Genomic DNA, 25,955 nt, shown 5'->3' on the forward strand with positions numbered 1-25,955 from the left:
AAATTAATAAGATGAAAAACTCAGAAATCAAAGGGCTTTCACAAGAAGAATTAGTAGCGAAGATCGCAGAAGAAAAACAAAACTTAGTTAAGTTAAAATTTGCGCACACAATTTCGGCTATCGAAAATCCTAACCGTATCACTGCGGCCAGAAAAACTATTGCCCGATTAAACACTGAATTGTCTGCTGTGAAAGCAGCGGCAGCTACTGAAACTAAATAATTTTAGAGTCGAAATGGAAAGACAATTAAGAAAAACAAGAACCGGGTTAGTAGTAAGCAACAAAATGGATAAATCTGTTGTGGTTGCTGTGGAGCGTAAAGTGAAGCACCCGATTTATGGTAAGTTCGTAAAGAAAACTACCAAATTTATGGCTCATGACGAGAAAAACGAATGCGGTATCGGCGATACAGTATTGATCATGGAAACTCGTCCGCTGAGTAAAAACAAGAACTGGAGATTAGTACAAATTTTAGAAAGAGCTAAATAAGATGGTACAACAGGAATCAAGATTAAACGTAGCCGACAACAGCGGCGCAAAACAAGTATTGGTTATCCGTGTACTTGGTGGAACCGGCAAAAGATATGCATCAATTGGTGACAAAATCGTTGTAACTGTAAAGAGCGCATTGCCTTCTGGTAACATTAAAAAAGGAACTGTTTCTAAAGCAGTTGTAGTTAGAACTAAAAAAGAAATCCGTCGTAAAGATGGTTCTTATATCCGTTTTGACGACAATGCAGCCGTGTTGTTAAACAACCAAGATGAGCCTCGTGGCACACGTATCTTTGGCCCGGTAGCAAGAGAACTGCGTGAAAAACAATTCATGAAAATTGTATCATTAGCACCGGAGGTATTATAAAATGGGAAACAAAGTTAACAAACCGGCAAAATTAAAGATCCGTAAAGGCGACCTAGTAAAAGTTATTGCTGGCGACTCTAAAGGACAACAAGGTAAAGTACAGGAAGTACTTGTATCTGCAAATAGAGTGGTAGTAGAAGGTGTAAACCTTGTATCTAAACACACTAAGCCAAGTGCTGCTGCTCCAAATGGTGGCATAATTAAAAAAGAAGCTGCTCTTCATATTTCGAACGTTCAGTTGGTTGATCCAAAATCTGGTAAAACTACTCGTGTTGGCCGTAAATTAAATGCCGACGGAAAATTAGTTAGAGTTGCTAAAGTTTCAGGGGAGGAAATTAAATAATGGCATACGTACCAAGATTAAAAAGCAAATATAAAGAGGAAATTGTATCGGCTCTTAAAGAGAAATTCCAATACAAAAGCGTAATGCAGGTTCCTAAGCTTCAGAAAATTTCTATCAACCAAGGTGTTGGTCGTTACTCTGTAGCTGATAAGAAAATTATCGATAGCTCTATCGTTGAGTTAAGCACCATCACTGGTCAACAAGCGGTAAGTGCTAAGTCTAAAAAAGACGTATCAAACTTTAAATTGCGTAAAGGTATGCCAATTGGTGTACGCGTAACTTTACGTGACAATAACATGTACGAGTTTTTAGATAGATTAATTTCAGTAGCTTTGCCTCGTATCCGTGATTTCAAAGGAATCAATGATAAAGGATTTGATGGAAGAGGTAACTACACTTTAGGTGTTACCGAGCAAATCATTTTCCCTGAGATCAACATCGACAAAATCAACAAGATTTTAGGTATGGACATTACGTTTGTAACTAGTGCCCAAACTGATGTTGAAGCATTGGAACTTTTAAAACAATTTGGATTACCATTTAAAAATCAACAAAAAGCAGAACAATAATGGCAAAAGAAGGAGTAAAAGCTCGCGAAGTTAAACGCCAAAAATTAGTAGCTAAATATGCTGAGAAACGTGCAGCATTGAAAGCAGCAGGCGATTACGCAGCATTAGACAAATTACCTAAAAACTCTTCGGCTGTACGTTTACACAACCGTTGCAAGTTAACTGGCCGTCCTCGTGGTTATATGCGTACTTTCGGTATTTCAAGGGTAACTTTCCGTGAAATGGCGTTAGAAGGCAAAATCCCGGGAGTAAGAAAAGCTAGCTGGTAATTTAATATCACATAAGTTTTTGAGTTATAAGTTGTAAGTTGTATTTTTGCAGCCCTTACAGCTTATGACTCATTAGCATATAAGTGAACAAACAGATTATTAACCGATATTAGGTCCGGAAGTCGGCTGACGCGTACGGAAACCAGTATCACAATTCGATTCATAATGAATACAGATCCAATAGCGGATTATCTTACAAGATTAAGAAATGCTATCAAAGCAAATCACAGGATTGTAGAAATTCCAGCTTCTAACCTTAAAAAAGAAATCACTAAGGTTCTTTTTGACAAAGGTTACATTGCAAACTACAAGTTTGAAGACACTACTGCTCAAGGAGTGATCAAAATTGCGTTGAAATATAACGCTATCACTAAAATTCCTGCTATCCGCACGTTAACTCGTATCAGTAAGCCAGGTTTGAGACAGTATGCAGGCGTTGAAAACATGCCAAGAGTATTAAATGGTTTAGGTATCGCAATCTTATCTACTTCTAAAGGTGTAATGACTGATAAAGAAGCAGCCAAATTGAATATTGGCGGTGAGGTATTGTGTCACGTTTATTAATTAAAGGAGATCAGTACAATGTCAAGAATAGGAAAAGCCCCAATTAACGTACCTGCAGGAGTAACTATTACCGTTAACAACGATAACTTAGTAACTGTAAAAGGTCCTAAAGGAGAGTTAACCCAGTTAGTAGATAAAGATATCACTATCTCTCAAGAAGATGGCGTATTAACCGTACAACGTCCAACAGATCAAAAAAGACACAGAGCTTTACATGGTTTGTACCGTTCACTAATCAACAACATGGTTGTAGGTGTAACAGAAGGTTATAAATTAGAACAAGAATTAGTAGGTGTTGGTTACCGTGCTAGCAACCAGGGTCAAACTTTGGATTTAGTATTAGGTTATTCTCACCACTATGTATTCCAATTGCCAGCTGAAATTAAAGTAACTACCACATCAGAAAAAGGTCAAACTCCTAAAATCATTTTAGAGAGCATCGACAAACAATTGATTGGTCAAGTAGCAGCTAAAATCCGTTCGTTACGTGCACCAGAGCCATATAAAGGTAAAGGTATCAAGTTCGTAGGCGAAGTGTTAAGAAGAAAAGCAGGTAAATCAGCTTCTAAAAAATAATTAAAATGGCAGGAAAAAAATTATCACGCAGAGAGCGTATTAAAAAAGGTATCAGAAAAAGACTTACTGGATCTGAGAACCGTCCACGTTTATCAGTTTATAGAAGCAATAAAGGTATTTATGCTCAAATCATTAACGATGAAACTGGTAAAACTATAGTTGCAGCATCATCTTTATCTAAAGATTTCAATGCTTCAGGAAACAAGTCAGAACAATCAGTCGCAGTAGGTAAATTAGTTGCCGAGAAAGCAATTGCAGCTGGTGTCAAAGAAGTTGTTTTCGACAGAAATGGTTACTTGTACCATGGTCGTGTAAAATCGTTGGCAGAAGGTGCCCGCGAAGCTGGTCTAGTATTTTAATCATTTAAATAAGATATAATGTCAACTATCAATATAAAAAGAGTAAAAACTAGCGAGATTGAATTAAAAGATCGTTTAGTGAGCATCCAACGTGTTGCTAAAGTAACCAAAGGTGGTCGTACTTTCAGCTTTTCAGCTATCGTAGTTGTAGGTGATGAGAACGGCGTTGTAGGTTACGGATTAGGCAAAGCTAAAGAGGTTACTGAAGCTATCGCTAAAGGTGTAGACGACGCAAAAAAGAACTTGGTAAAAGTTCCAATTTTGAACGGTACTGTACCTCACGAGCAAATCGGTAAATACTCAGGTGGTTTTGTATTAATTAAGCCTGCTGCTGTGGGTACTGGAGTAATTGCTGGTGGTGCGATGCGTGCCGTACTAGAAAGTGCTGGTGTACACAACGTATTGGCTAAATCAAAAGGTTCATCAAATCCTCACAACGTGGTAAAAGCTACAGTTGATGCATTAACTAAAATGCGTGACGCTTATACAGTAGCTCAAAACCGTGGTGTTGATTTAAACAAAGTTTTTAACGGATAAGATCATGGCTAAAATTAAAATCACTCAGGTAAAGAGCGTTATCGATAGAAGCGAGCGCCAAAAAAGAACCATGAAGGCTTTAGGTTTAAGCAAATTAAACCAAAGTGTTGAGGTTGAGGCTAATGCTGCAATCATTGGCATGGTTAGAAAAGTTAATCACTTAGTAGCTATCGAAGCTATATAAATTTATTATTAGGATTTGCTTAGGATTTATATATCTTAGGCAAATTTTTTTGTTTAATCGTTGTTTCCTGATTAGTGAAAGCGAAGGGGCAACACAAAAGTTTATCAAATGAACTTAAGTAATTTAAAACCAGCAAAAGGTGCTGTTAAAACAAGTAAAAGAATTGGTCGTGGTCAAGGTTCTGGTCGTGGTGGTACATCAACACGCGGTCATAAAGGAGCTGGATCTCGTTCAGGTACTTCTACAAAAATAGGTTTCGAAGGTGGTCAAATGCCTTTGCAACGTCGTGTACCTAAAGTTGGTTTCAAACCAATTAACCGTACAGAGTATGTTGGTGTTAACCTAGATGTATTACAAGGATTAGCTGAAAAATTTAGCTTAGACACCATTAATTTTGCTACATTGCAACAGCATGGTTTAGCTTCTAAAAACGATTTAGTTAAAATCTTAGGTCGTGGCGAAGTTAAAGCTAAATTGGAAGTAACAGCTCATGCTTTTTCGGCTAGCGCACAAAAAGCTATCGAAGCAGCTGGAGGCTCAATCGTAAAATTATAAAATGAAGAAGCTATTTTCTACTTTAAGTAATATTTGGAAAATCGAAGAATTAAAAGGGCGTATTTTATTTACGCTGATGATTCTGGTGATTTACAGATTAGTTTGCCAAGTGGTATTGCCAGGAGTTGATCCTGCACAATTATCAAATGCGCAAAAAACTGGTCTTTTAGGCTTGTTGGATATGTTTGCCGGTGGTGCTTTTTCAAAGGCATCTATCGTAGCATTAGGTGTAATGCCTTATATTTCTGCGTCTATCGTAGTGCAGTTATTAGGTATTGCCGTGCCAACTTTCCAAAAAATGCAAAAAGAAGGTGAAAGTGGACGTAAAAAGTTAACGCAGTATACACGTTACCTAACAGTAGCTATTACGCTTGTACAAGCCGTTGGTTATGTTAAAACCCAAGTAGCTCAAGATGCGATTATTATCAATCATACCTTGTTTTACTTTGTTTCAGCTATCGTATTAACTGCAGGTACACTTTTCGTAATGTGGCTTGGTGAAAAGATTACAGATAAAGGTATTGGTAACGGTACTTCTTTAATCATCATGGTTGGTATCATTGCTCGTTTACCTATTGCATTATCACAAGAGATTAGTTCTGTGTTTGCAGGTAGTGACGGTGGTTTGATCAGATTGGTATTAGAGATTGTAGCGTTATATGCTATTATCATGTTCACCATCCTTATTGTTCAAGGTGTACGCAAAGTGCCGGTACAGTATGCTAAACGTATTGTTGGTAACAAACAAGTAGGTGGGGTTAGACAGTACATTCCTTTAAAAGTAAATGCTGCAGGGGTAATGCCTATCATCTTTGCGCAAGCTTTAATGTTTGTGCCAAGTGCTTTAATTGGATTGTTCCCTAACTTGCAAAACAGTTGGTTGCACCAATATTCGGATATTACTTCGTTAACTTATAGCTTAACTTTCGCATTCTTGATTATTGCGTTTACCTTCTTCTACACTGCAATTACGGTTAATCCTACGCAGATGTCTGATGACATGAAGAAAAATGGTGGTTTTATCCCAGGTGTTAAGCCAGGTTTAGCTACTTCTTCTTTTATTGATGATGTAATTTCTAAGATTACTTTCCCAGGATCGTTATTCTTAGCAGCTATTGCGATTTTACCTTCATTGGCAGTAAAAGTTGGAATTCAGCAGGAGTTTGCGCACTTTTTTGGTGGTACTTCATTGTTGATTTTGGTAGGGGTAGTATTAGATACTTTGCAACAGATAGAAAGTTATTTGTTAATGCGCCACTATGATGGTTTGATGAAAACAGGTAGGGTAACCGGTCGTTCTGGAATTCCTTCTGCTGTTACAAGCACTAGCGGAGCAGCGCTGTAATTAGCGTTTAAAACATTACATGTCTAAGATATTTTACAAGTCTCAAGAAGAGATTGAGTTAATTAGAGAAAGTTCATTGTTGGTTTCAAAAACTTTGGCCGAAGTGGCTAAGGTAATTAAACCCGGAATTACAACATTATCATTAGACAAGCTGGCATACGAGTTTATCAAAGATAACGGAGCTGTGCCAGCTTTTCTTAATTACGGCGGATTCCCATATTCGCTTTGTATTTCTCCCAACGAACAGGTAGTCCACGGTTTTCCAAGTGATTATGTCATCAAAGAAGGTGATTTAATTTCTGTGGATTGTGGAGTGATCAAAAACAATTTCTTTGGTGATTCGGCTTACACTTTTGCTATCGGTGATATAGATGACGAACGTCAGAAATTGATCAAGGTTACACAAGAGTGTTTGAATTTTGCTATTGACAAAGCAGTTGTTGGTATGCGCATCGGCGATATTGCTTATGCCGTACAGTCACATGCGGAAGCTAACGGCTTCGGAGTGGTGAGGGAACTAGTTGGTCATGGTGTTGGTGTTAAGCTTCACGAAAAGCCTGAAGTTCCAAACTATGGTAGCCGAGGAAAAGGGATTAAGTTGGAAGAAGGAATGGTAATTGCCATAGAGCCGATGATCAATGCAGGTGCTGCAGCTGTTAAATTTTGGTCTGATGGATGGACGGTAACTTCGAAGGATAATAAACCCTCTGCACACTTTGAACACACTGTTGCTGTAAAAAAGGGCAAAGCCGACGTTTTAAGCACTTTTTCGGTGATAGAAAAAGTTTTAGCAGAAAAAAGTTAAAAATTTGAAAAATAATATTTAATTTTGCAACCCTGTTTAATAGCAGCTAATTAAGTAAAAATCAATAATATATGGCTAAACAAGCCTCAATTGAGCAAGACGGAGTAATTAAAGAAGCATTATCAAATGCAATGTTCAGGGTAGAACTTGAAAACGGGCACGAGATTATTGCACATATTTCAGGTAAAATGAGGATGCACTACATCAAAATTTTGCCTGGTGATAAAGTAAAACTAGAGATGTCGCCTTATGATTTAACAAAAGGTAGAATCACTTATAGATATAAATAAAATGAAAGTTAGGTCATCAATTAAAAAACGTAGCGCTGATTGCAAGATTATTCGCCGTAAAGGAAAACTTTACATCATTAACAAGAAAAATCCGAAATACAAGCAACGTCAGGGATAATTAAAAAATTAGAACGAGTTTTCCGTACAACGGTGGCCCGCCGTTCGGTCGTTCATTAAAAAAAGCAAAAATACAAATATGGCAAGGATTTCAGGTGTTGATTTACCGAGAAACAAAAGAGGTGAAATTGGATTAACTTATATCTATGGTATAGGTAAGTCAACTGCTCAAGAGATTTTAACTCAAGCAGGTATCGATTTCAACAAAAAAGTACAAGATTGGTCAGATGACGAATTGTCTGCAATTCGTGGTATCATCAATGATCAAATTAAAGTGGAAGGCGCTTTGCGTTCTGAGGTTCAGTTAAACATCAAGCGTTTAATGGATATCGGTTGCTACAGAGGTCTTCGTCACAGAAAAGGTTTACCGGTTCGTGGTCAACGCACTAAAAACAACTCTCGTACTCGTAAAGGAAAGAGAAAAACAGTTGCTAACAAGAAAAAAGCATCTAAATAATAATTGATAGGTAGAGTAAAATTCTTTAAGAATATTCTTTTAGGTTTTACTCTAATCTGGAATATCTAAGAAAAATTAAGGCGTGAGTGCCGGGGATTCGTTTCTCAATTCTCACAGCTAAAAATCTAAAGAAAAAATGGCTAAAAGTAAAAAAGTTACCAAAAAACGTCTTGTTGTGATTGAGCCAGTTGGCCAAGCTCACATCAATGCTACGTTCAACAACATCATTGTTACTTTAACAAACAACAATGGTCAAACCATTTCTTGGTCTTCAGCAGGTAAAATGGGTTTCAAAGGTTCTAAAAAGAACACTCCATACGCTGCAGGACAGGCTGCTTCTGATTGTGGTAAAGTGGCTTACGACTTAGGTTTGCGTAAGGTAGAGGTTTTCGTTAAAGGTCCTGGTTCAGGTCGTGAGTCGGCTATCAGAACTTTACAAGTTGCAGGTTTAGAAGTAACATCTATCAAAGATATTACTCCACTTCCTCACAACGGATGTCGTCCTCCAAAGAAAAGAAGAGTTTAATCAATTAATTTTTAAAGCTAAGAGTCACCCGATGCGGTCGGGTTGATACTTTAAAATCACAAAAAAATGGCAAGATATACCGGACCAAAGTCCAAAATCGCCCGTAAATTCAGAGAGCCAATTTTCGGCCCTGATAAAGCATTAGAAAGAAAAAACTACCCTCCAGGGCAGCACGGTGCTTCAAAAAGAAGAGGTAAACAATCTGAGTACGCAGTACAGTTGCAAGAGAAACAAAAAGTAAAATATACTTACGGCGTATTGGAAAAACAATTCCGTAATTTATTTACTAAAGCGTCTTCTCGTCAAGGTATCACTGGTGATAACTTATTGCAATTATTAGAAGCTCGTTTAGACAACACGGTTTACAGATTAGGTATTGCTCCTAGCCGTTCAGGTGCTCGTCAGTTGGTTAGCCACAAACACGTAACTGTTAATGGTGAAGTAGTAAACATTCCATCATACCAGTTGAAAGCTGGTGATGTAATCGCGGTGAGAGAGAAATCAAAATCTTTAGAAGCGATCACTAATTCGGTAGCAGGAAGAGCAATCAACAAACATTCTTGGTTGGATTGGAATGCTAAAGAATTGTCAGGTAAATTCTTATCATACCCTAACCGCGATGAGATTCCTGAAAACATTAAGGAAAACCTTATAGTAGAGTTGTACTCTAAGTAATCATAATTGTTAAAGCCCTTGTGGCTTTAACTTTTTTACATTACAAAACATTAATAAACGATCTAAAAACATTAATAAATGGCAATTTTAGCATTTCAGAAACCAGATAAGGTAATCATGCAGAAATCAACCGATTTCGATGGTCAATTTGAATTTCGTCCTTTAGAGCCCGGTTTCGGAGTAACCATTGGTAATGCCCTAAGAAGAATTTTACTTTCTTCATTAGAAGGCTATGCTATTACAAGCATTCGTTTTTCAGGCGTTTCTCATGAGTTTTCTACTATCAAAGGTGTAGTTGAAGATTTAACGGAAATTATCCTTAACTTGAAACAAGTTCGTTTTAAGAAAACAGGTGAATCTGGCGATTCGGAAAAAATCTTTATCATCGTAAACGGTCAAGAGCAATTTTTAGCAGGAGATATTACTAAGTTCTCTAACAATTTTGAGGTTTTAAACCCAGAGTTGGTAATCTGCAATATGGAGAAATCTGTTACTTTGGAAGTTGAATTAACTGTAAACAAAGGACGTGGTTATGTTCCAGCAGAAGAGAATAAAGTTTCTGATAGCGTAGTTGGAGTGATTGCAATCGATTCGATTTTTACTCCAATGAAAAACGTAAAGTACACGATTGAAAACTATCGTGTAGAGCAAAAAACGGATTACGAGAAGTTAATTTTAGATATTTCAACCGATGGTTCTATCCATCCGGAAGAAGCTTTGAAAGAAGCAGCTAAAATTTTGATCCAACACTTCATGTTATTCTCTGATGAGAATTTGGTATTGGAATCACAAGCTAAAGAAGAAACTAAAGAGGTTGATGAGGAAATCTTACACATGCGTAAGATCCTAAAAACTGAATTAGTTGATTTAGATTTGTCTGTACGTGCGTTGAACTGCTTAAAAGCAGCTGATATCCGTACTTTAGCTGATTTGGTTTCTTACGATGTAGCTGATATGTTGAAATTCAGAAACTTCGGTAAAAAATCTTTAACTGAAATTCAAGAATTGGTAAAATCTAAACAATTATCGTTTGGAATGAACCTTTCTAAATTTAAGTTAGACGAAGAATAAATCAGTTTGCAGTTTTTAGTTTACAGTTTAACTGCTAACTGAAAATTGCCAACTGAAAACTAAAAATATTCACTGTGTGTAATTCCCTCAGATTAAGTTCAAAGAGACGGTACACACTTTATAAACAAAAAAATGAGACACGGTAAAAAACACAACCACTTAGGAAGAACAACCTCGCACAGAAAAGCGATGTTGGCTAATATGGCTTCTTCTTTGATTACTCACAAGAGAATTACTACTACATTAGCTAAAGCAAAAGCTTTAAGAGTTTATGTAGAGCCAATCATCACTAAATCTAAAAATGATACTACTCACTCACGTCGTACAGTATTTGCTTACTTACAAGACAAAGAAGTAGTAACAGAGTTGTTCCGTGATGTAGCAGCGAAAGTTGCTAACCGTCCAGGTGGTTACACTCGTATTATCAAATTAAACAATCGTTTAGGTGATAATGCTGAAATGGCGTTAATCGAACTAGTAGATTATAACGAGGTATACGGAAAAGATGCAGCGGCTGCTGAGAAGAAAACTACTCGTAGAGGAAGAAGCAAAGCTACTAAGAAAGCTGATGCTCCTGCTGCGGAAGTGAAAGAAGAAGCGGCTCCAGTTGCTGAAGCTAAGGAAGAAGTAGAGGCTGCACCAGCTGCAGAGGAAGCTGCTCCTGAGGCACCAGCTGCTGATGATGCAGAAGAGCAAAAAGCGTAATCTAACTAACTTATTATTATGCTTAACCCTTTAGGTTTTTCCTAAAGGGTTTTTTTATGCGTAATTTTTAATTGTAACAAATTTCGCTATACCTATTGTAAGTGCTTGTTTGTGCTTATCTTGTGTTGAGTTTATAAGTTCTGTTGTTTAACATCATCTTAAAATGTATAATAAAATTGTATTGCTGTGCTTACTCCTAAGTAACTTTGTGGCCTTTGCACAAGACGGCTCCCTGAAAATAAGTAAGCAGGTGATAACGCTTAAAACAACTAGGCTAGAGATTAACAATGATGGATTTCCGAAGCAATGTGATGTGTTTGATGTTAATACAGAGGTTAAACCCCAAAAACTTCTATTCGAACCAATGCATTTTCACTTTTACTCTGGCGCTAAGGCTCAGGAAAAGATGAACGGTATTGGTGTTAACATCACGACACAAAATGCAGACTCCATCGTGTGGAATGCAATTAGTACTTCTGCAAATTTGAAAATGGATGTTCAAGGTAAAATGCTATCTAACGGGGTGGTGAGCTATCACATCAACATAACAGCAATTAACGATATTTTGCTAACCACTATGAATTTTCATATTCCTTTTGAGAAAACGGCAACTAAATATTTGGCTGGTTTAGGGGAAAAAGGTGGTTTGCGACCGGATACGGTAAGGTGGCAACTTGGCAATTGGCAAAAAATTAAACCTAGTGTTTGGATCGGGAATGATTCTTTGGGTCTATATTTTAGTCTTAGTAAACCTACTACTTTGTTGCCCAGCAATGGCGCAATGCAGATCAATGTTAAGGGTGGTTCTATGCTGTTAGATGTCAATGCAGATCAAATAACACTTAAGAAGGATGAACAGGTGAGTTTTGATTTCAACTTAATTATAACGCCACAGATACCGACAGAATTGCGAATTCCAGTGAAAAAGAAATTGAAATTTTATCGAAAGTTAGTGCAGCAAAGCTAATACTAGCTTTTTGGTAATTTGCAATGAGGTATCGATCCCGTCATCTTTTAAAGTTCACTACCGGGCTCAATTTCATAAGGGGATTTTTCTTGCTCAAATATTCTGGTAAGTTGAGTGCCTTCAACAGTGATTTTATCATCAATTCTTCTAATCCAATTACCTTCTCTCAAACCTACTACCTTAACTTTATTTTGTGTTAAAAATTCGAGTATTCTGGTTTCTCTTGTTTCTCCGTTATGTTTTAGCTCAGGTTGTGGATCCAAATAATGCGGGTTAATGTTAAATGGTACCAGTCCCATGCACTCGAAACTTGGCGGATAAACAATAGGCATGTCATTGGTAGTTTTCATGTTAATGCCACCGATGTTGCTCCCTGCACTGCAGCCAAGATAAGGCGTTCCTTTACTAACTGCATTTTTAAGTGCATCCATTAAGCCTTGCTCATGTAAAGTTTTAACCAATAAAAAAGTATTACCTCCACCGGTAAAAAATCCTTGTGCATTGGCAATTGCGGCTGACTTATCGTCGAACTCATGTAGGCCTTTAACTTTTATGTTTAGCTGCTCAAAAAAGGAACTCGCTTTTTCGGTGTATTCATCGTGTGATAGACCGCCAGGGCGTGCAAACGGAATAAATACAATCTCTGTTTTTCCTTGGAAAAGAGAAATAATCTCTGACTTAAGATAGTCTAAATAAAGTCCTCCAAATAAAGTGGAAGTAGAGGCAAGTATGATATTCATGCGTCAAATATAAGCAGCGTGCGGAATAAAAAGGCAAGCTTTCATCATTATTGGAAATAGAGCGTTAAATTTGTAAATCAATATGGAAATGAATCAAACTACTAAGTTTATTAACCATTTGCGGGAAGCCATACAGCAAGAGGTTTTCGTAAAACTATCATTGGGTAATTACAAAGGTGAGGAGCAAAATTTAAAGCAAATTTTTGTAAAACCGGTTGTGATTAAACGACAGACGATGTACGCTTTTACGCTTAGATATCAAACAAAAGATATCTTTAAAAACTTCTCATTTGACGACACGTTAAGTACAATTAATAACTATTTGTTGGACGGATTTAATGTGGCGACATTGTTTACTACAACGGAGGAGTTTATTTTGGAGCGCAACCTCAAAGGTGCGGTGAAATTGAGAGCTAGTCAACTGAAGAATGTTAAATCAGTGGTAAAAACGCATGATAAAGAAAAGAAGCGGCTAATTGCAGCAGTAGATAATTTTTACTTAAACGCACTTGGCGTAACGGATGGTGACGGAACAGTGTTAAAGCATGCACAGGATAAGTTTCGTCAGATTAACCAATATGTGGAGATTTTAAGTTCTCTAATTAAAGAGCTCCCAGAAAATAGTATACATGATGTTGTTGACATGGGATCAGGAAAGGGCTATCTTACTTTTGCACTGTATGATTATTTACAGCAAATTGTACAGAAGGCGAATGTGGTAGGAGTGGAGTTTAGAAAAGATATGGTCGAGTTGTGTAATGCGATAGCGCAACAGTCTAGCTTTGATCAGCTTTCTTTTGTAGAAGGTACTATTGATAGTTACCAGCCACAAAACATTGATTTGTTAATTGCATTACACGCTTGCGATACAGCGACAGATGATGCGATATACAAAGGAATAAAAGCTGATGCTGAACTAATTGTAGTAGCCCCTTGTTGCCATAAGCAAATTCGTAGGGAAATTGAAAAGAATAAAGCGCAGAACGATTTAAATTTTCTTACCAAGCACGGCATATTCTTGGAACGTCAGGCTGAGATGGTGACGGATGGATTGAGGGCATTAATTTTGGAATATTTCGGTTATAAAACGAAAGTTTTTGAGTTTGTTTCTGATGTGCATACGCCTAAAAATGTAATGGTAGTAGGAATAAAAAGTAAAAAGTTAAAAGTAAAAGGCGGGAATTTGGAGGTGTTGAGTGAAGCGCAAAACAAAATCTTGCAAAAAATAAAAGATACGAAGGCATATTTTGGCATTGGCTATCATCATTTGGAAAGATTGCTTGGCCTATAATCGAACTAAAAGCCAACTTTATGGTTTTAAGCCATCGTATAAATTTTATGGTACTACATTTCTATTAATTAAAAATTCGAACAATAGGACTTATTTCCCTTTACGAAAGGTCTGTCAATTATAACATTCAGGTTTCTAATAGGACAGAAAAATCTGCAAAATTTCGCTATATATTGCTTTTGATATTAATATCTGATATATTTAAACCGTAAAAAATTACAGGAGATATATAGCGCTTATTTTTTGTAATCAACCAACGTTTAAATTCGCTAATCTCAAATGTCTCATTTGCCCACCTACCAACCGCTTAACGATTATAAGGATCGTTATTGCGAACTCCACAGAACTAATACTAAAGATTTTTTCGAAAATTGCGTCAAATCGGGTAATATAGATGAAAAAGCTAATAGAAAGACTGTTGAAAAGATTAACCAGCAGAAAGTCAAAATCGCGAAAATAGGATCTTCATTGCGTAAAAAGCGTATACTCAAAGTCTTTTTAATTGTTGTAATAGTCCTGTTAGTCTGTACTTTTTTATTGTTTTTATTTAAGATGTTACAAGGTCAAAGGCAGCACGCACTATTGGTGCTTGCTGGTAGCGGAGGCCTTGCGGTATATTTGTACACTTTAATCAAGAATAAGATTACCCCGTCTATTAAAAGTTTGGATCAAACTAAAAAACTCTTATTAGAGGAATTAGAAGCCTTAATAGAGGAGGCTTGGGGGCAAATGAAGCCATTAATATCTCAACTTAATGAAACCGTTTCAGCTCGTCTATCGGAAACTACCTACCCTTTAATCCGTCTTGATGATAAATTTAACATAGAGCGTTTCGCTTACCTTAGTCAAAAATTTGGATTATGGGATAATGACGACATTAATGTTTCGACTCTTTTTGTTCAAAGCGGTGAAATTAATGGAAATCCGTTTTGTTTTTTCAAAACTTTGAACCACTACATGAGCCAAAAAACATATGAGGGTTCCATGGTTATACATTGGACTGAGCGTTATCTTGACCGTGAAAACAAATGGCAAACACGTTCTCGCTCTCAAACTTTACGTGCGTCAGTAACAAAGCCTTTTCCTGATTATTACAACGATACATACCTCGTTTATGGTAACGAAGCCGCTCCAAACTTAGTTTTCAAAAGGTCGAAATCCAAAGCAAACGAATTAAATGAAAGGCAATTAGAGAAGCACGTTAAATCAAAATCGAAAGAGATTGATAAACTGATGAGGAAAAAAATTGAAAAGGGCGAAAATTTCACCTCAATGGGGAATACAGAATTTGAGGTTCTTTTCGGAGCGGAAAATCGTAATAATGAAGTTGAGTTCCGTTTGCTGTTTACTCCAATGGCACAACGTGAGATGTTAAATTTGATAAAAGACAAAAATGTTGGCTGGGGCGATAATTTTAGTTTTAACAAACATTACATGCTAAATATCATTGGAGCGGAACATTTAAAAGGCATTGACATCTCCGGCGACATCAATAATTATATTGACTATGATTTGGTGAAAATGCGCTCTAAATTTAATGACTACAATAATTTGTATTTTAAATCAGTTTACTTTGCTTTTGCGCCCTTACTCGCTATCTCGCTTTATCAAGATTATAAACCACAGGAATTTATATACAGAAATATATATCGACAGCGTTTCAGTAATTTTGAACACGAGCGCATCGTCAACAATATGAAGGATGCAAACTTCGCTCCGTCAAATTCTGTAACAAATAATGTGTTGAAAACTAGATTTTTAGATAATTCCTTGCGAGGCGAAAATGTAATTGTTACCGCTTATGGCTTTCGCAGTGTAGCTCGTACAGCCTATGTTCGAGTACGAGGTGGAGATGGAAATTATCATGACGTTCCAGTAGATTGGACTGAATATATTCCTGTTTCAAACATAACAAATATTGATTTATAACTTAGAAAAATTATTATGGCAAACGAACTAGACGAAATGAACCCGATAATTAACGAACAGGGGCGTGATGTATATGTAATTGATAAACAGCTACCGGTGACAGTAGGAACGGGTAGTGCCATCTTTGAAATTATGTTATGGGTGTTGGGGATTATTCCGGGAATCATTTTTTTGTTTATGAAGAAAAAGGCAAAAAATTATTTGCAGCAACTTCAACAGAAAATCCAGCATGACGCGTCCCAAATTGACAATTATCTGGAACAACGTGTACAGGTTCTACAGAATGCAGCCCGTCTGGTAGGTCAAGCTGTTTCACTCGATAAGGACGTTATGACTTCTATCGCAGGTCTGCGAAGTGGTTACAATCCTACAAGTAGTTCCCGACCTGAGCTATCCGGTAAAGTTGATAATCTTTTTGCTCGATTAAATTTTTCGGTTGAGAGTTATCCAGATATTAAAGCACACGCTGCCATAGCCGATGCCATGCAGCAAAACAATTATCTACAAAGAGAAATCACGGCGGCTCGAGAGGTTTACAATGATAGCATCGCCCGTTGGAACATGGACATTAATGACTGGCCTACAAAACAAATTGTTGCTGCTAAATCAGGTTATACTACGCGTGTACCTTTCACAGCATCAAAAGAAACAAAAGAGCAGGCCAGAGGTACGTTTTTCTAATACCTGACGAAGATCTTCGTTTTACTTATGATTCGGTCGATGTTGCCTATTGATCGAATCATAACCTATTAATTGATACATAGTAAACTGCTATTGCACGTGTTAAGATATCTTCCTTATTCAACAAGCATTTGAGCAAATTGGATCAAGCCTAAAGATATCCTTTCAAGATACCTGTCATCTCTTGAAATTCCTCCTTCGCTACATTACATTGTTGCATTGCAAAACTTTAAGAGCTGGTCAATTTAAGTGATGGCTGCTTTCAAATTTCCAATTTAGTAGTGTTATGCTCTTTGGCGATGCCTTTTAAATGGCTCTCCCGTATCCTGTCAGTTTTGCTATAAAGTATTTAGGTAGGCATGCAAGTTTGCTCTTTTCTTGTTCTGCAGCATCTCGGTCAGTAAAATTTCCAATAAATTGAAGATTATAAAGTCTTTATTGTTGATTTAAGACGGATCGAAATTATAAGTTAAAGATTGACGGAATGTGAGTTTATCCTGACGGGCATATCGCTATTTTCTTATAGCCTTGTTGGGTATCTACTTCCAACGTACACTGCTACGCCTGTAAATCGTTGTTTCTGCCAAGCTGTCAGCAGATATTTTGTTTTTCATTCACATTTTAACAGTTTTTTTGCTTAAAATTCTGCCAAAACCCTATTGGCACATGGCTTGTTATTAAGTTGTGAACGCAAAAAATAATTAAGAAAATATATAACAAAATGGGAAAAATAATTGGTATAGACTTAGGAACTACGAACTCTTGTGTGGCCGTAATGGAGGGTAATGAGCCTGTGGTTATTGCTAACAGCGAGGGTAAACGTACTACGCCATCTATTGTTGCTTTTACGGAAAACGGCGAGCGCAAAGTGGGCGAGCCTGCAAAACGTCAGGCAATCACAAACCCAACAAAAACGATCTACTCTATCAAACGCTTTATGGGAAGCAGCTTCGGTGAAGTTGATAAAGAAGTTGGAAGAGTGCCTTACAAAGTGGTAAAAGGTGACAACAACACTCCACGTGTTGAAATTGACGATAGAAAATATACGCCTCAGGAAATTTCTGCAATGATTTTGCAGAAAATGAAGAAAACGGCAGAAGATTTCTTGGGTCAGGAAGTGACTGAAGCTGTAATTACAGTGCCTGCTTATTTTAATGATGCACAGCGTCAGGCTACTAAAGAAGCTGGTGAAATTGCTGGCTTGCAGGTGAAACGTATCATCAATGAACCTACGGCTGCTGCTTTAGCTTATGGTTTAGATAAGGCACACAAGGATATGAAAATTGTGGTGTTTGACTGCGGTGGTGGTACACATGACGTTTCTGTATTAGAACTTGGTGACGGTGTATTCGAAGTAAAATCAACTGACGGTGATACTCACTTAGGTGGTGACGACTTTGACCATGTATTGATTGAATGGTTGGCAGAAGAGTTTAAAAACGAAAATGGCATGGACTTGCACAAAGATCCAATGGCATTGCAACGTTTAAAAGAAGCTGCTGAAAAAGCTAAAATTGAGCTTTCAAGCACTACATCAACAGAAATCAACTTGCCTTATATTACTGCAGATGCTAGCGGACCTAAACACTTGGTGCGTACGTTAAGCCGTGCTAAATTTGAACAGTTAGCTGGCGATTTGATTAAACGTACTATCGATCCTTGTAAATCTGCTTTGAAAAATGCTGGTTTATCAGTTAGCGATATTGATGAAATTATCTTAGTAGGTGGTTCAACTCGTATCCCTGCTATTCAGGACGCTGTAAAAGCTTTCTTCGGTAAAGAGCCTTCAAAAGGTGTGAACCCTGATGAGGTAGTAGCGATTGGTGCTGCTATTCAAGGTGGTGTTTTAACTGGTGATGTGAAAGATGTATTGTTGTTGGATGTTACTCCGCTTTCTTTAGGTATTGAAACTATGGGTGGTGTAATGACAAAATTAATTGAAGCTAATACTACTATTCCAACTAAGAAGACAGAAACTTTCTCTACAGCCGCTGATAACCAACCATCGGTAGAGATCCATATTTTACAAGGTGAGCGTCCAATGGCTGCTCAAAACCGTACAATTGGTCGTTTTATGTTAGATGGAATTCCACCAGCGCCACGTGGTGTACCTCAAATTGAAGTGGCTTTTGACATTGATGCGAACGGTATTTTACATGTTAGTGCTAAAGATAAAGCTACTGGTAAAGAGCAAAAAATCCGTATCGAGGCTTCTTCTGGTTTAACTGATGCTGAAATTCAAAAGATGAAGCAGGAAGCTGAAGCTAACGCAGAAGCTGATGCTAAAGCAAAAGAAGAGGCGGATAAAATTAACAGTGCTGATGCATTAATCTTCTCAACCGAGAAACAATTGAAAGAGTTTGGCGATAAATTATCTGCTGATAAAAAAGCTCCAATTGAAGATGGCTTGAAAAAATTGAAAGATGCACATGCTGCTCGTAACTTCGCTGATATTGAAGCTGCACAAACTGAGTTGCAAAATGCTTGGAATGCAGCTTCTGAAGAGATGTATAAAGCAGGTCAGGATGGTCAACCTCAAGGTGATGCTACACAAGCTGAGCCACAACAAGGTGGTGATGCCGTAACTGATGTTGATTATGAGGAAGTAAAGGACGACAAATAATGAGTCGGAAAGTTTAGAGATCGCAAGTCCTCAAGACTTTTGGAGCTAAATTAAAATACAAAGCGTCACTGATTAAGTTCAGTGACGCTTTTTTTGTCAAGACGGTTTGGTTTCGCAATTTCGGTTTGAGGTTGCTTTGTTGCTTGCGTTTATGCTGCTGTTGAGTTGACTAGATTACTTTAAGCAGGCTTTGGTTGATGATATCCTGTAGTTTTTCTTCATTGTCAACCAGTTCTTGCAATAACTTAAGCTGGTTTTTCGCTCTATCTAAGTTTTGAGTAGGGTAGTGGATGGGATAGTATACACTTCCATTTAGATAATCACTTAAGAAGCGCAAGGCTTGCATGTAGATGATATATTTTCCGCTAAATAAGATCGCTTCTTTTTCTTTCTTCGTTAAAATGCTGCCCATTTCATAAAGATAGCCTTCAATCATAGCAGCAAAGTAATCTTCTCGAATATTGATTTTTGAAAAGTCGGTTTCGTTTTCAGAAAATTCACATAGGTAAGTACGCATCATGTCTCCTAAATCTGAGATAAACTTGCCTGGCATTAAAGTATCCAAATCAATTACACATACACCTTCATAGCTGTTTTGATCTAACAGTACATTGCTAATTTTGGTGTCGTGGTGCATTACCCGGTCAGGTAAAACGTCCTTTATTTCCAGGTAATTATTTAAAATGTATTGATAGTTAATTGCAGCTTCAATTTCTTCGGCAGCTTTTGTTTTAAAAGCTGTATTGGCATTAGCCAAAGCATTTTCAAACTGTTCAAATCGAAGCACTAAGTCGTGAAATCCAATAATTGTAGCTTGTAATTTATTGCTGTCAAAGCCATTGAGTAACCTGCTTAATTTTCCGAATTGTTTTGCGGCTTCGTAGGCTTGTTTGGGCGAACTTAGCGTGTCCAGCGCAACAGTATCATCCACAAAAGGCGATAATCGCCAGTAAGATCCGTTGTAGGTAGCCATATTTTCGCCATTAACTGTTAATAACGGAGCCGGAAAAAGATAAGTAGGAAATTGTTGATTTAGAAAGCTAGCAACCGCTTGGATGTTATTGGCAATAGCTTTTGGGTTGGTGAAAACATTAGTATTGATATACTGCAATACAAATTTTTCATTACTTGGGAGTTTGGTTAACAAATAGGTTCCGTTGATATGACCGGAACCTATTTGCTGAATGTTGATGTTTTGATGGGTAAAGCCGTAAGCTTTTATTATACTTTCATCAATTTTTAATTCCATAATTTTTCTGGATAATTACCATTTTTTATAAGCTCATCAATGCTTTCTTGAACTAATGGCTTATCTTCTTTATAGGTAACACCAAACCATTGATTGTCGGTTGGCACTACTTTAAAAGAAGCTTCGTTGGTATTAACCAGATGCTCTCCAACTAGTGGAATAAAAAACTCGGCTTTAGGCTTGTCTTTATTTTCCATTGCGAAGGTTCTAAATAAATCTTCAGCAATTGAGAAAACTGCAGGAGTAAAGCCCCAAAAATTCATAGACACAGGCGTATCGAAATCCAATGGGAATTCTTGCCCATCTTCTTCGTACACAATAGTGCCATCTTTTTTGTAAACCTTTGTTCGTTCTACAATTTCTGTCAAATTACCTGATTCATCCGCTTTACAAACACCTCTAGAAACTGCGCCAAAATCAGATAAAGTTTTTCCAATTTTGTAACCGATGATAGCGTAATTCGCATCATTCACTTCAGTAGTAAGGAAATCGGCCATTTTTTTGAAAGCATCGTAGCCGTAAAAATCATCTGCATTAATTACGCAAAAGGGTTCTTTTACTACTTTTCTTCCCGATAGAATGGCATGAGCTGTTCCCCAAGGTTTTTCTCTGTAAATCTCTTCGTCTATTCCAAATTGTTTTAAGTCGAAATTTTGATAAACATAATCCACATCTATCTTGCCTTTTAACTTTTCGTCGAAAATGGATTTGAAGTTTTCAGCAAATTCTTCTTTGATGATAAATATAACTTTTCCGAATCCAGCTTTAATTGCATCGTATATAGAATAATCGATAATGGTTTCTCCATTAGGCCCAAAACCATCAATTTGTTTCATGCTACCATAGCGGCTTGCCATCCCGGCGGCCAAAATTAGTAAGGTTGGTTTCATTAACTATTTAGTTTTTAAATGAATATTTAGTTGTTGTCAAAGTTAAGTTTTACAAATTAAATAGCACATCATGATTTGATTTACTTTCGATAAAGTTTTACTTTTTTAACGTAGCTTCATAAAACTGAGGTGCGAGCTTTCTAATTTACTCCAATAATCTCTTTATTCAAACTGTTTTAACTAGGTTTTGTTTGCGTCAATATGTACCTCCGTATTCGGTCGATCAACTTTTATTCATGGCCAATTATCATTATTCTACTGGTTAATATCTCATAAGCACTTATTTAAGTTTAGAAATTTTAATTCAGGGCATCTGTCTGCTCTGATTAAACTAAAATGGTAATTTAACTGATAATACAAACATGTTTTACAAACGTTTGCGTACGGTTTGCTATCTCGCAATGCGTTTATAGATTGAAAATTGACATGAGCTATTTATAAAGCGATTATTAATAGCAAACGTTTGTGTGACATGTCCCGTAAACATTAATGCAGGTTTTTGCTGTTTTTCTTTTTAAAAGAAGGCAATAAAATGCTTAATTTTACAAGGTGTCAAATCCAATTCAACTACTGCCTCTATTTAAGTCGCTAAGCAAAAGTATTGCTGGCGAACTATTTTTTGACGATTCGAGTACGCATGAAGCGCAAAAAATGGTTTATGCTACGGACGCTTCCGTATATCAGGAAAAGCCTTTGGCGGTTGCCGTGCCGAAAATAAAAAGTGATATTGAAAAGCTGATTGCTTTTGCTAATGAGCACCATTTAACCTTGATCCCAAGGGCAGCCGGTACTTCTTTAGCTGGTCAAGTTGTAGGGAATGGGATTATAGTTGATATTTCTAAATACTTTAACCAAATTTTAGAGATTAATCAGACGGAAGGTTATGTTTGGGTGCAGCCTGGCGTAATACGCGATGATTTGAATGTTGCGTTAAGACCTTTCGGATTGATGTTTGGTCCTGAAACATCTACCGCGAACCGAGCCATGATTGGTGGAATGATTGGTAACAATTCTTGTGGACTACATTCTATCGTTTGGGGTGATACTCGCCAGAATTTGCTGGAAGTAAAAGGCTATTTAAGTAACGGACAAGAGGTTGTGTTTAGTTCTATGTCATTGGAAGAGGTGGCCGAAAAATCCAAATTAAATAGTTTGGAAGGAGTCATTTACAAAGGAGTTTCGCAAATAGTTAATCATCCCGAAAATATAGCAGCTATTGAAAACGGTTACCCTAAAAAAACGTTAACAAGAAGAAATACAGGCTATGCTTTAGATTTCCTTATTCCACAGGAAGGGAAGGAAAACTTCAATATGTGCGAACTTATTGCCGGATCGGAAGGAACATTAGTTTTTATCACTGAGGCGAAATTGAAACTGTTACCATTGCCGCCAAAACAAGAAGCACTGGTTTGTGTTCATTTCAACTCTTTAGCCGAGTCGCTGTTGGCCAATATCATTATCCTGAAACACCAGCCAATGGCTTCGGAGTTGGTAGATAAATATATCATGGATTTCACCAAAGGTCACCCAGTTTATCAGCACAACCGTTTTTTCATACAGGGTGAGCCGGAAGCTTTATTGATGGTTGAGTTTTTTGCGGACACTCAGGAAGAACTTGACCTTAAAACAGCAGTGTTGATTGCTGATTTGAAGCTTGCCGGGTTGGGTTACGCTTATCCTGTTGTGTATGGTGCGCAAACAAAATTGGCATGGGACGTACGCAAAGCAGGTTTAGGTTTAATCAGAAATTTACCTGGAGACGAGCAGCCTGTGAATTTAATTGAAGATTGTGCGGTTGCACCCGAAGATTTGCCCGCTTATGTAGAAGATCTGCAGGTTATCCTTAACAAATATAATTTGCGGGCATCTTATTATGCCCATGCTGGTGCTGGGGAGTTGCATATCGAGCCGATGATTAACTTAAAGACTTCGGAAGGTAAGGCGCTTTTTAGAACGGTGTTAAAGGAAACCGCTGCCCTGGTTAAAAAACATCAAGGGTCATTAAGCGGCGAACACGGCGACGGCAGATTACGAGGTGAGTTCATCAAAGATGTATTGGGAGATAAAGTATATGAGCTTTTAAAAGAAGTAAAACAGCTCTTTGATCCAATCGGTGTTTTTAATGCCAATAAAATTGTGGATACGCCACCGATGAATGAGTTTTTAAGGTACGAAGCTGATAAAAAAGTGAAGCCTATAGAAACGATTTTTGACTTTTCTAAAAACGAGAGCATTTTACGCTTAGCTGAAAAGTGTTCAGGATCGGGAGATTGCAGGAAAACGCATGTTAGCGGTGGCACCATGTGTCCGTCGTATATGGCTACCCGACAGGAGAAGGATACCACTCGTGCCAGAGCAAATATTTTGCGTCAATTTTTGACCAACGATACCGGCGATAATCCTTTTAATCATCAAGAGATAAAGGAGGTGATGGATTTATGTCTTAGTTGTAAAGGTTGTAAATCAGAATGCCCTTCTAGCGTTGATGTGGCCAAAATGAAAGCCGAATTTCTTCAGCATTACTATGATGCGAACGGCGTTCCTTTCCGTGCTAAAATGATTGCCAATTTTACAAAGTCGCAGCGCTTGGCTAGTTTAGTGCCTTCGTTGTACAATGTTTTGGTTTCAAACAAACTTACTTCCAATTTAATTAAAAAGGTGGCGGGTTTTGCAAAAGATAGATCATTGCCTAAAGTTGGCAAAACCACTTTGCGTAGCTGGAAGAAAAGGCATGATCGCAATCAATCTACTCAGAGATCGCGACGAGTTTATCTTTTCTGCGATGAGTTTACCAATTATAACGACGTGGAGATTGGTATTACAGCGATTCGCCTGTTGGAGAAACTGGGTTATGAAGTAATTATACCAGAACATGTAGAAAGCGGAAGAACTTACCTTTCCAAAGGCTTGTTACGTGATGCAAAATTATTGGCCAATCGCAATGTAAATATGTTAGCCGATTTGGTGAGCGCTGAAACCCCACTTTTGGGTATTGAACCATCTGCCTTGCTTACTTTTAGAGATGAATATCCTGAGTTGGTAGACGCTAATTTGATGCCTAAAGCTAGAGTTTTAGCAAAAAATGCCATGCTAATAGAGGAATTTTTGGTGAAAGAATTAGCGGCAGATCGTATAGATCGGCAGTTATTTACGGAAGAACAACGCCTAGTGAAATTGCATGGTCATTGCTACCAGAAATCATTAAACGCTTTGCTGCCAACTCAGCAGATTCTAGACCTGCCCATTAATTACAAGGTGGAACTTATTCCTTCTGGCTGCTGTGGCATGGCTGGCTCGTTTGGCTACGAGGATGAGCATTACGAAGTATCGATGAAAGTTGGGGAGCTGGTATTGCTACCCGAAGTAAGAAAACAACCGCAAGATGTAATTATCGCCGCAGCTGGTACCAGTTGCCGCCACCAAATTAAGGACGGGGCGCAGCGTGTAGCACAGCATCCGGTTGAAATTTTGTGGAACGCACTTAAATGAAATGGATAAGCACGTTCAATTACTGTCAACTTATCTTCAATCTTCCTTTAATTTGTCAAGTGCCAGTACAGTTGATTTTTTGCCACATTGGGAATATTTCGAATGTGCTCGGAAAGTAATACTGACTGATATAGGTGAACGTGAAAATTACCTTTATTTCGTTATAGAGGGTGTGCAACGCATCTATTTGCTTAACCCAGATGGAAGGGAAGCTACATTGATATTTACCTATGCACCATCTTTTGGTGGAGTATTGGATGCCATGATGACTGAACAGCCTTCCAAATTTTGTTACGAAACACTAACACCGTCGTCATTTTTACGGATACCTGTAAGGGAAGTTAAAAAGCTGATGGTAAACAATACGGAAATTTCGCAAATGGTTAATTTAGGTGTAAGTGCTGCTTTGAGTGGCGTATTAGATCGCTTGGCCGAAATACAATTATTATCTTCCGAAGATAAATTTAAGCAGTTGCTGAGCCGCAGTCCGCATATTTTAACTTTAGTGCCACATAAATATTTAGCCAGCTATTTGGGCATTGACCCCACCAATTTCAGCAAGTTAATAAATAGGGTAAAAATTTAATCTTGGTAAATACCAATCTTTTTTAGTTAGAGCCGATATAGTTTTGCTTCATCAAAAAAGAAACAAATGAAAGCGATAGATAAGAATACCTTTATTACTGATTTGTATCAGCGTACCGAGGTTTTACTCAACGAAGCAGTTGAACGTTACCAAAATCTAAAAGACGACCAATTAAACTTTTCAATGGATGATAAATCATGGAGCGTAGCCGAATGCCTTTCTCATCTCAATTCTTATGGTAATTATTATCTTCCAAAACTAGAGGAAGTTTTAAAGCATACAAATCATTATTCAAATGCACCATTTCGTAAGGGTTGGTTGGGTGGCTATTTTGTTAAAATGATGGAAGCTCGAGGCAAAAAGTTCAAAGCAGCTAAAATACATTTGCCTAACGTTACCGATGCTTACCAAGAGGTTGCAGAGTTTATATCCCAACAGGAGAGGATGCTGAAATGTATCAGTGCTTTCAGAGAAATGGATATAAATGATGTAAGCATTGCGACATCAGTTAGTAAACTTGTTAAACTTAAAGTTGGCGACATTTTAGCATTTATGGTTGCCCACCACGAGCGGCATGCGGTACAAATAAAGCGAATCCTTGCTGCGGGATAGAGAAGCCTCAGGCCAACGGACAATTTTTGCAGCGTTTTCCCTTTAAGTATTTCTCACAGCATACTTTTTTCTTTTTCTTATCTTTTTTATCC

32 protein-coding genes are annotated in these 25,955 nt (G+C 37.5%); 29 read left to right on the plus strand and 3 right to left on the minus strand.

The window, feature by feature from the left end:
* The first annotated feature begins 11 nt into the window (after positions 1-11).
* The 22 genes from rpmC (at position 12) to ACY2A0_RS12230 (ending at position 11,773) form a co-directional block, all read left to right on the plus strand.
* Positions 12-221: a 50S ribosomal protein L29 gene (gene rpmC, locus ACY2A0_RS12125; RefSeq protein WP_113638060.1), complete on the plus strand. Its 210-nt coding sequence runs from the start codon at positions 12-14 to the stop codon at positions 219-221.
* 13 nt (positions 222-234) lie between these two features.
* Positions 235-489 carry a 30S ribosomal protein S17 gene (gene rpsQ, locus ACY2A0_RS12130; RefSeq protein ID WP_113638059.1) on the plus strand — a complete coding sequence of 85 codons (255 nt, stop codon included), beginning with the start codon at positions 235-237 and terminating at the stop codon, positions 487-489.
* 1 nt (position 490) lies between these two features.
* Entirely contained in the window at positions 491-859 is a 369-nt protein-coding gene (gene rplN, locus ACY2A0_RS12135; RefSeq protein WP_113638058.1) for a 50S ribosomal protein L14, read from the plus strand.
* A 1-nt stretch (position 860) separates the two neighbouring features.
* On the plus strand, positions 861-1,202 hold the full coding sequence (gene rplX / locus ACY2A0_RS12140; protein WP_461789797.1) for a 50S ribosomal protein L24: 342 nt from the start codon (positions 861-863) through the stop codon (positions 1,200-1,202).
* Positions 1,202-1,771, plus strand: coding sequence for a 50S ribosomal protein L5 (rplE, locus tag ACY2A0_RS12145; protein WP_461789798.1), 570 nt, complete (start codon positions 1,202-1,204; stop codon positions 1,769-1,771). The genes rplX and rplE overlap by 1 nt, the downstream gene beginning before the upstream one ends.
* Positions 1,771-2,040, plus strand: coding sequence for a 30S ribosomal protein S14 (gene rpsN / locus ACY2A0_RS12150; RefSeq protein WP_113638055.1), 270 nt, complete (start codon positions 1,771-1,773; stop codon positions 2,038-2,040). Before rplE ends, rpsN begins: the two co-directional genes overlap by 1 nt.
* A gap of 165 nt (positions 2,041-2,205) precedes the next feature.
* On the plus strand, positions 2,206-2,604 hold the full coding sequence (rpsH, locus tag ACY2A0_RS12155; protein WP_113661952.1) for a 30S ribosomal protein S8: 399 nt from the start codon (positions 2,206-2,208) through the stop codon (positions 2,602-2,604).
* Positions 2,605-2,622: 18 nt separating this feature from the next.
* On the plus strand, positions 2,623-3,180 hold the full coding sequence (gene rplF / locus ACY2A0_RS12160; RefSeq protein ID WP_461789799.1) for a 50S ribosomal protein L6: 558 nt from the start codon (positions 2,623-2,625) through the stop codon (positions 3,178-3,180).
* A 5-nt stretch (positions 3,181-3,185) separates the two neighbouring features.
* Complete coding sequence (rplR, locus tag ACY2A0_RS12165) at positions 3,186-3,539, plus strand: 50S ribosomal protein L18 (RefSeq protein ID WP_113649316.1); 354 nt, start codon at positions 3,186-3,188, stop codon at positions 3,537-3,539.
* 18 nt (positions 3,540-3,557) lie between these two features.
* A complete protein-coding gene (rpsE, locus tag ACY2A0_RS12170) occupies positions 3,558-4,076 on the plus strand; it encodes a 30S ribosomal protein S5 (protein WP_113638052.1) in 519 nt (172 codons plus the stop codon).
* A gap of 4 nt (positions 4,077-4,080) precedes the next feature.
* Entirely contained in the window at positions 4,081-4,260 is a 180-nt protein-coding gene (gene rpmD, locus ACY2A0_RS12175; RefSeq protein WP_097132832.1) for a 50S ribosomal protein L30, read from the plus strand.
* 108 nt (positions 4,261-4,368) lie between these two features.
* The gene (gene rplO / locus ACY2A0_RS12180; protein WP_461789800.1) at positions 4,369-4,815 is read left to right on the plus strand and encodes a 50S ribosomal protein L15; all 447 of its coding nucleotides are present in this window, start codon (positions 4,369-4,371) and stop codon (positions 4,813-4,815) included.
* Between the two features lies 1 nt (position 4,816).
* Positions 4,817-6,160 (plus strand): preprotein translocase subunit SecY, encoded by a 1,344-nt coding sequence (secY, locus tag ACY2A0_RS12185; protein WP_113638049.1) that lies wholly within the window; start codon positions 4,817-4,819, stop codon positions 6,158-6,160.
* A gap of 19 nt (positions 6,161-6,179) precedes the next feature.
* A complete protein-coding gene (gene map / locus ACY2A0_RS12190; protein WP_461789801.1) occupies positions 6,180-6,965 on the plus strand; it encodes a type I methionyl aminopeptidase in 786 nt (261 codons plus the stop codon).
* A gap of 71 nt (positions 6,966-7,036) precedes the next feature.
* Positions 7,037-7,255 (plus strand): translation initiation factor IF-1, encoded by a 219-nt coding sequence (gene infA, locus ACY2A0_RS12195; protein WP_079643278.1) that lies wholly within the window; start codon positions 7,037-7,039, stop codon positions 7,253-7,255.
* 1 nt (position 7,256) lies between these two features.
* The gene (rpmJ, locus tag ACY2A0_RS12200) at positions 7,257-7,373 is read left to right on the plus strand and encodes a 50S ribosomal protein L36 (protein ID WP_113638047.1); all 117 of its coding nucleotides are present in this window, start codon (positions 7,257-7,259) and stop codon (positions 7,371-7,373) included.
* 78 nt (positions 7,374-7,451) lie between these two features.
* Positions 7,452-7,829 carry a 30S ribosomal protein S13 gene (gene rpsM, locus ACY2A0_RS12205; protein ID WP_113638046.1) on the plus strand — a complete coding sequence of 126 codons (378 nt, stop codon included), beginning with the start codon at positions 7,452-7,454 and terminating at the stop codon, positions 7,827-7,829.
* A gap of 136 nt (positions 7,830-7,965) precedes the next feature.
* Positions 7,966-8,355, plus strand: coding sequence for a 30S ribosomal protein S11 (gene rpsK / locus ACY2A0_RS12210; protein ID WP_113638045.1), 390 nt, complete (start codon positions 7,966-7,968; stop codon positions 8,353-8,355).
* Between the two features lie 66 nt (positions 8,356-8,421).
* Positions 8,422-9,030, plus strand: coding sequence for a 30S ribosomal protein S4 (rpsD, locus tag ACY2A0_RS12215; RefSeq protein WP_113638044.1), 609 nt, complete (start codon positions 8,422-8,424; stop codon positions 9,028-9,030).
* Between the two features lie 78 nt (positions 9,031-9,108).
* Complete coding sequence (locus ACY2A0_RS12220; RefSeq protein ID WP_113638043.1) at positions 9,109-10,101, plus strand: DNA-directed RNA polymerase subunit alpha; 993 nt, start codon at positions 9,109-9,111, stop codon at positions 10,099-10,101.
* Positions 10,102-10,233: 132 nt separating this feature from the next.
* Positions 10,234-10,806, plus strand: coding sequence for a 50S ribosomal protein L17 (gene rplQ / locus ACY2A0_RS12225; protein WP_461789802.1), 573 nt, complete (start codon positions 10,234-10,236; stop codon positions 10,804-10,806).
* 163 nt (positions 10,807-10,969) lie between these two features.
* Positions 10,970-11,773: a glycoside hydrolase domain-containing protein gene (locus ACY2A0_RS12230; RefSeq protein WP_461789803.1), complete on the plus strand. Its 804-nt coding sequence runs from the start codon at positions 10,970-10,972 to the stop codon at positions 11,771-11,773.
* A gap of 47 nt (positions 11,774-11,820) precedes the next feature.
* Here the strand turns inward: ACY2A0_RS12230 and pepE are convergent, their stop codons facing one another.
* Entirely contained in the window at positions 11,821-12,513 is a 693-nt protein-coding gene (gene pepE / locus ACY2A0_RS12235) for a dipeptidase PepE (protein WP_461789804.1), read from the minus strand.
* An 82-nt stretch (positions 12,514-12,595) separates the two neighbouring features.
* Here pepE and ACY2A0_RS12240 point away from each other — a divergent pair, with 82 nt between their 5' ends.
* The 4 genes from ACY2A0_RS12240 (at position 12,596) to dnaK (ending at position 19,037) form a co-directional block, all read left to right on the plus strand.
* Positions 12,596-13,804, plus strand: coding sequence for a class I SAM-dependent methyltransferase (locus ACY2A0_RS12240; protein WP_461789805.1), 1,209 nt, complete (start codon positions 12,596-12,598; stop codon positions 13,802-13,804).
* A gap of 279 nt (positions 13,805-14,083) precedes the next feature.
* Positions 14,084-15,733: an MAG1210 family protein gene (locus tag ACY2A0_RS12245; RefSeq protein ID WP_461789806.1), complete on the plus strand. Its 1,650-nt coding sequence runs from the start codon at positions 14,084-14,086 to the stop codon at positions 15,731-15,733.
* 15 nt (positions 15,734-15,748) lie between these two features.
* The gene (locus tag ACY2A0_RS12250) at positions 15,749-16,414 is read left to right on the plus strand and encodes a LemA family protein (RefSeq protein WP_461789807.1); all 666 of its coding nucleotides are present in this window, start codon (positions 15,749-15,751) and stop codon (positions 16,412-16,414) included.
* A gap of 721 nt (positions 16,415-17,135) precedes the next feature.
* Positions 17,136-19,037 carry a molecular chaperone DnaK gene (gene dnaK, locus ACY2A0_RS12255; protein ID WP_461789808.1) on the plus strand — a complete coding sequence of 634 codons (1,902 nt, stop codon included), beginning with the start codon at positions 17,136-17,138 and terminating at the stop codon, positions 19,035-19,037.
* 169 nt (positions 19,038-19,206) lie between these two features.
* Here dnaK and ACY2A0_RS12260 read toward each other — a convergent pair whose 3' ends face one another.
* Together ACY2A0_RS12260 and ACY2A0_RS12265 are read right to left on the minus strand one after the other, a co-directional pair.
* On the minus strand, positions 19,207-20,286 hold the full coding sequence (locus ACY2A0_RS12260) for a phosphotransferase enzyme family protein (protein ID WP_461789809.1): 1,080 nt from the start codon (positions 20,284-20,286) through the stop codon (positions 19,207-19,209).
* A complete protein-coding gene (locus ACY2A0_RS12265; protein ID WP_461789810.1) occupies positions 20,277-21,176 on the minus strand; it encodes a nucleotidyltransferase family protein in 900 nt (299 codons plus the stop codon). The genes ACY2A0_RS12260 and ACY2A0_RS12265 overlap by 10 nt, the downstream gene beginning before the upstream one ends.
* Positions 21,177-21,725: 549 nt before the next feature.
* On the opposite strand from ACY2A0_RS12265, the gene ACY2A0_RS12270 reads away from it, so the two are divergent.
* The 3 genes from ACY2A0_RS12270 (at position 21,726) to ACY2A0_RS12280 (ending at position 25,863) form a co-directional block, all read left to right on the plus strand.
* Positions 21,726-24,665 carry an FAD-binding and (Fe-S)-binding domain-containing protein gene (locus ACY2A0_RS12270; RefSeq protein ID WP_461789811.1) on the plus strand — a complete coding sequence of 980 codons (2,940 nt, stop codon included), beginning with the start codon at positions 21,726-21,728 and terminating at the stop codon, positions 24,663-24,665.
* Between the two features lies 1 nt (position 24,666).
* Positions 24,667-25,251, plus strand: a complete 585-nt coding sequence (locus tag ACY2A0_RS12275; RefSeq protein WP_461789812.1) for a Crp/Fnr family transcriptional regulator — start codon at positions 24,667-24,669, stop codon at positions 25,249-25,251.
* 66 nt (positions 25,252-25,317) lie between these two features.
* Positions 25,318-25,863, plus strand: a complete 546-nt coding sequence (locus ACY2A0_RS12280; RefSeq protein ID WP_461789813.1) for a DinB family protein — start codon at positions 25,318-25,320, stop codon at positions 25,861-25,863.
* Positions 25,864-25,955 lie beyond the last annotated feature (92 nt).

Source organism: Pedobacter sp. (assembly GCF_965249885.1).
Classification (GTDB): domain Bacteria; phylum Bacteroidota; class Bacteroidia; order Sphingobacteriales; family Sphingobacteriaceae; genus Pedobacter.

What these genes read in the sequence shown, in the direction of transcription:
- rpmC (WP_113638060.1), top strand. Translation starts at nt 12, where the DNA reads ATGAAAAACTCAGAAATCAAAGGGCTTTCACAAGAAGAATTAGTAGCG.
- rpsQ (WP_113638059.1), top strand. Translation starts at nt 235, where the DNA reads ATGGAAAGACAATTAAGAAAAACAAGAACCGGGTTAGTAGTAAGCAAC.
- rplN (WP_113638058.1), top strand. Translation starts at nt 491, where the DNA reads ATGGTACAACAGGAATCAAGATTAAACGTAGCCGACAACAGCGGCGCA.
- rplX (WP_461789797.1), top strand. Translation starts at nt 861, where the DNA reads ATGGGAAACAAAGTTAACAAACCGGCAAAATTAAAGATCCGTAAAGGC.
- rplE (WP_461789798.1), top strand. Translation starts at nt 1,202, where the DNA reads ATGGCATACGTACCAAGATTAAAAAGCAAATATAAAGAGGAAATTGTA.
- rpsN (WP_113638055.1), top strand. Translation starts at nt 1,771, where the DNA reads ATGGCAAAAGAAGGAGTAAAAGCTCGCGAAGTTAAACGCCAAAAATTA.
- rpsH (WP_113661952.1), top strand. Translation starts at nt 2,206, where the DNA reads ATGAATACAGATCCAATAGCGGATTATCTTACAAGATTAAGAAATGCT.
- rplF (WP_461789799.1), top strand. Translation starts at nt 2,623, where the DNA reads ATGTCAAGAATAGGAAAAGCCCCAATTAACGTACCTGCAGGAGTAACT.
- rplR (WP_113649316.1), top strand. Translation starts at nt 3,186, where the DNA reads ATGGCAGGAAAAAAATTATCACGCAGAGAGCGTATTAAAAAAGGTATC.
- rpsE (WP_113638052.1), top strand. Translation starts at nt 3,558, where the DNA reads ATGTCAACTATCAATATAAAAAGAGTAAAAACTAGCGAGATTGAATTA.
- rpmD (WP_097132832.1), top strand. Translation starts at nt 4,081, where the DNA reads ATGGCTAAAATTAAAATCACTCAGGTAAAGAGCGTTATCGATAGAAGC.
- rplO (WP_461789800.1), top strand. Translation starts at nt 4,369, where the DNA reads ATGAACTTAAGTAATTTAAAACCAGCAAAAGGTGCTGTTAAAACAAGT.
- secY (WP_113638049.1), top strand. Translation starts at nt 4,817, where the DNA reads ATGAAGAAGCTATTTTCTACTTTAAGTAATATTTGGAAAATCGAAGAA.
- map (WP_461789801.1), top strand. Translation starts at nt 6,180, where the DNA reads ATGTCTAAGATATTTTACAAGTCTCAAGAAGAGATTGAGTTAATTAGA.
- infA (WP_079643278.1), top strand. Translation starts at nt 7,037, where the DNA reads ATGGCTAAACAAGCCTCAATTGAGCAAGACGGAGTAATTAAAGAAGCA.
- rpmJ (WP_113638047.1), top strand. Translation starts at nt 7,257, where the DNA reads ATGAAAGTTAGGTCATCAATTAAAAAACGTAGCGCTGATTGCAAGATT.
- rpsM (WP_113638046.1), top strand. Translation starts at nt 7,452, where the DNA reads ATGGCAAGGATTTCAGGTGTTGATTTACCGAGAAACAAAAGAGGTGAA.
- rpsK (WP_113638045.1), top strand. Translation starts at nt 7,966, where the DNA reads ATGGCTAAAAGTAAAAAAGTTACCAAAAAACGTCTTGTTGTGATTGAG.
- rpsD (WP_113638044.1), top strand. Translation starts at nt 8,422, where the DNA reads ATGGCAAGATATACCGGACCAAAGTCCAAAATCGCCCGTAAATTCAGA.
- ACY2A0_RS12220 (WP_113638043.1), top strand. Translation starts at nt 9,109, where the DNA reads ATGGCAATTTTAGCATTTCAGAAACCAGATAAGGTAATCATGCAGAAA.
- rplQ (WP_461789802.1), top strand. Translation starts at nt 10,234, where the DNA reads ATGAGACACGGTAAAAAACACAACCACTTAGGAAGAACAACCTCGCAC.
- ACY2A0_RS12230 (WP_461789803.1), top strand. Translation starts at nt 10,970, where the DNA reads ATGTATAATAAAATTGTATTGCTGTGCTTACTCCTAAGTAACTTTGTG.
- pepE (WP_461789804.1), bottom strand. Translation starts at nt 12,513, where the DNA reads ATGAATATCATACTTGCCTCTACTTCCACTTTATTTGGAGGACTTTAT.
- ACY2A0_RS12240 (WP_461789805.1), top strand. Translation starts at nt 12,596, where the DNA reads ATGGAAATGAATCAAACTACTAAGTTTATTAACCATTTGCGGGAAGCC.
- ACY2A0_RS12245 (WP_461789806.1), top strand. Translation starts at nt 14,084, where the DNA reads ATGTCTCATTTGCCCACCTACCAACCGCTTAACGATTATAAGGATCGT.
- ACY2A0_RS12250 (WP_461789807.1), top strand. Translation starts at nt 15,749, where the DNA reads ATGGCAAACGAACTAGACGAAATGAACCCGATAATTAACGAACAGGGG.
- dnaK (WP_461789808.1), top strand. Translation starts at nt 17,136, where the DNA reads ATGGGAAAAATAATTGGTATAGACTTAGGAACTACGAACTCTTGTGTG.
- ACY2A0_RS12260 (WP_461789809.1), bottom strand. Translation starts at nt 20,286, where the DNA reads ATGGAATTAAAAATTGATGAAAGTATAATAAAAGCTTACGGCTTTACC.
- ACY2A0_RS12265 (WP_461789810.1), bottom strand. Translation starts at nt 21,176, where the DNA reads ATGAAACCAACCTTACTAATTTTGGCCGCCGGGATGGCAAGCCGCTAT.
- ACY2A0_RS12275 (WP_461789812.1), top strand. Translation starts at nt 24,667, where the DNA reads ATGGATAAGCACGTTCAATTACTGTCAACTTATCTTCAATCTTCCTTT.
- ACY2A0_RS12280 (WP_461789813.1), top strand. Translation starts at nt 25,318, where the DNA reads ATGAAAGCGATAGATAAGAATACCTTTATTACTGATTTGTATCAGCGT.